Origin of the sequence: Sinomonas cellulolyticus (genome assembly GCF_014656475.1) — a bacterium.
GTDB lineage: Bacteria > Actinomycetota > Actinomycetes > Actinomycetales > Micrococcaceae > Sinomonas > Sinomonas cellulolyticus.
This window is the reverse complement of sequence record NZ_BNCM01000031.1, coordinates 1-2937: the sequence shown is the minus strand read 5'-3', so window position 1 is coordinate 2937 and position 2937 is coordinate 1. Positions and strand designations below refer to the sequence as shown.

4 protein-coding genes and 1 pseudogene are annotated in these 2937 nt (G+C 62.5%); 1 reads left to right on the top strand and 4 read right to left on the bottom strand.

All coding sequences use genetic code 11. From position 1 onward, the window contains the following. The 4 genes and pseudogenes from IE231_RS18035 to IE231_RS18025 form a co-directional block, all read right to left on the bottom strand. On the bottom strand, positions 1-407 hold a 407-nt coding region (locus tag IE231_RS18035), incomplete at its 3' end, for a recombinase family protein (RefSeq protein ID WP_189695379.1). A gap of 152 nt (positions 408-559) precedes the next feature. Further along, a complete protein-coding gene (locus IE231_RS18030) occupies positions 560-856 on the bottom strand; it encodes a hypothetical protein (protein ID WP_189695378.1) in 297 nt (98 codons plus the stop codon). Between the two features lie 115 nt (positions 857-971). Continuing rightward, positions 972-1235 (bottom strand): annotated as a pseudogene (locus IE231_RS18620) (IS1634 family transposase); the annotation flags it as partial. Positions 1236-1353: 118 nt separating this feature from the next. Next, complete coding sequence (locus IE231_RS18025) at positions 1354-1848, bottom strand: hypothetical protein (RefSeq protein ID WP_189695377.1); 495 nt, start codon at positions 1846-1848, stop codon at positions 1354-1356. Positions 1849-2244: 396 nt separating this feature from the next. Between IE231_RS18025 and IE231_RS18020 the strand changes: the two genes are divergently transcribed. After that, entirely contained in the window at positions 2245-2793 is a 549-nt protein-coding gene (locus tag IE231_RS18020; RefSeq protein WP_189695376.1) for a hypothetical protein, read from the top strand. Positions 2794-2937: the final 144 nt, after the last annotated feature.

The window sequence follows — 2937 nt, the reverse complement described above, 5'->3', positions numbered from 1 at the left end:
TTCGCCGCGGCGATGCCCGCGTTGACCCGTTCGACGATCAGCTCGCGCTCGTACTCGGCCAGGGTCGCAAGCATTCCCAGCATCATCCTGCCCGAGGACGTTTCCGGGTCGATCCCGTCCGAGACCGAGCGGATCTTCACACCGCTCTCGCGCAGCAGGTTCACCGTGTTCAGGACGTCCATGAGCGAGCGTCCGAGGCGGTCGATGCGCCAGACCACCACGGTGTCCCCGGGCTCGGCGTACTCCAGCAGCCGCTTCATCCCCGGCCTCTGGACCGCGGCCCGGCTGCCCGAGGTCACGTCCGAGAACACATCCCTGGACTCCACCCCGACCCCGCGCAGCGCCTCGAGCTGCAGCCGCGCGTCCTGGCCGACCGTGCTCACCCGCGTGTACCCCAGAAGCCTCACCTGCCCAGTTTGGCTCACAAACCCCCGAATCCGCTGCCTGTGAGGCAAATTTCGTCGAGACAGGTTTCCAAGACACCGACCGGCCCGAGAAATGCTGTACGCGAGGAGGGGCAGCCTGAGCCCACGGCAACGTCTTGTAAAGCTGTAGGTTCTCAAGGCGGACCGATGGAGTGTCCCCGGGAGTACCAGGTCAGGGGGAGGCCGAGGATGACGAGCTTCAGCAGCTCGGGCGCGAGGGCGAATGTGCTGAAGACGATGTCGAACGCTTCGAACCCGATCAGAGAGCCAGCCGCGAACCAGACCCACCCGCCGAACAGCGCGACGCACATGCCCGGCCCGCGGCCGGCCCGGCAGACTCGCAGCCACAGGAGTTCGAGTCGGCGGAGTGCCGGCGGGCGACGCCGTCGGCGCTTGCCGCGGAGTGAGGAGAACAGGATCTTGAAGGACATTGGCGAAGGGGGCTTCTTTGGCAGGCGTCAGAGAGGTCTCCTGACATCCGGCCGCCGTGCGGATCCAAACATTGACGTGGACGAAGCGCCGGGGCACTAGGCCTGTGCAAGTCGGGAGGACCTCGCTGCGGGTCCCGGCCACCACCGCCGGGCCGAGCGAGGGCGCGGTACCGGGCTCCGTCGTGGCCAGGCCGAGATCGAAGGCCTGTTGGCCTGCGTTCAGGGGGTCCTGGGCAGCCTGCATCAGCACGGCCAGATCTGCTTCGCCATGCGCGGAGCCCAAATGCTCTAGGATACGCCGGACTCCCGAGCGCTTCTCCACGATCTGCACCGCGGTCGCCCCGGAGGTCGTCTTCACCTTCCGGATGTACGCAGACACCCCGAAAGGCTAACGGCTAGTGCCCCATTCCAGCACCCGACCCCGCCCTGACGCGAAGACACCCCAGAACCCGATTCACCTGTGCAAGTCGGGGCACCAGTCTGGCTACGACCGACATCTACCGGGATGCTGATTTCTGCCGAGCCAGTATCACGTCCATAAGGACCGCTCCTATAAGTGCCAAGGTGAAGGGAGACGTGGCCCCGTAGATAAAACTGAGCCAGATCATCGGTTCGGTCTCTCCCCCCGAAGGAAGGGGATGCAGGGTGTAGGAGCCGAGGATGCCTGCTACAACCAGAACGAGCACCGCGGTCAGGCGCGAAGCCCAAGAGCGGCAGGCAGCCCGGTAGGTCACAAAGGCGAGCCCAGCCAACACGACGAGGGCTATCCGAATCAGGTATGGAATCCACGGCGAGCGTGCTTCCGTCGGGTGAGAACCGAGATCGAGGAGGGGAGCGCCGATCTCGGAGAGCTCTAGCTGAATCGTGAGATATCCAGCCACCACAACGAGAAGCAACGGCCCCACTACGGCGGTGGCGAAGGCCAGAGGTGTACTTCTGGTAGCAGGAGGGGGGGAATAAGGTCGGTTAGAATCTGTCGCTTTTTCCTTCATGCTTCCCCCAAAGTTGGCTCTCGATGCGAAACAACGAACGCCTTGCTCCTGTACTGCATGGCCGGCGGATTTCGAGAGGGCCAAGTGCCCTCAGAGGACAGCTGCGCAGGTTGGTCCGGTCACTGGCCTTGGCGGCAGCTTACAGCTGATTGAGCTGGTACGCCATGGTGTTGTTAGGGTGATTTCTAAACCCTATTGACTAACGGAATGCACTCTCCTAAGATCAGCGCAATCGGCATCTGCCGAGGTCTCATATTGGGGGTATCACGAGTGCCTTTACCTTGTTTCTTGCGTGCAGCTCCACCTCTGCCATGACCGGGTTTCGTATAAGGGTGCGCGCGGGTAATCCGGTACCAGGGGTGGTCTTCCCTGCGAGTATTTCTAGGGGGAGAAGAATTGAAGAAGAGGTTCTCGGCAGTTTGGGTTGCGGCTCTTGTCGCAGTCGGGGCGGCGTTGGCAGGATCGCCTTCTGCCGTCGCCGACAGTGCTGACGGAAGCGCTGCGGTCATCGATCGGAGCCCCGTGGTCCGTGCGGTGACAGCAGAGGATTTCCCGGTGATCCCAGAGGTGGGCAAGAGCGCAACGGTCGCAAGCCGCGGAAAGCAGGTGACCGTTACACGTGTGTCCTCGGCCTGCTCCATGTCCTATTCACTCGGCACGCCGTACAAGGCAAACAATCGGATCTACGCTTCTGCTGACATCGCGCGTTCCAGCGGATGCAGCGGAGACCTGTACGTCTACGCCAATCTCTGGGGAACAAACTTTGGCGGGGGCGACATCTCGCAGGCAAGCAACGGCATTACTCTGCAACCCGGAACCGGAGCCTATCTTCCCCTGATTACCAATATCTGCACCTACGGCTATAATGCGAACTGGCACTCAAACGCCCAAGGGTGGGGCTCAGGCAACAACAGCCCCACAGTAACGCTGCCCTGCCATTTCTAGACTGCACGGCTTGCGCTGAGTCGTGCTGGAATAGCACGGCAGCACTGGTCGAGCGGAGAACGCCCCCGGAGTAATCCGGGTCTTCGACTTTGAGCGTGGTCCCCTTGGGATGGAAGGGGCTCGCAGTCCTGTGAGGATGGGTGT

Coding starts and splice junctions, on each gene's coding strand:
- IE231_RS18030 (WP_189695378.1), bottom strand. CDS start 856: ATGTCCTTCAAGATCCTGTTCTCCTCACTCCGCGGCAAGCGCCGACGG.
- IE231_RS18025 (WP_189695377.1), bottom strand. CDS start 1,848: ATGAAGGAAAAAGCGACAGATTCTAACCGACCTTATTCCCCCCCTCCT.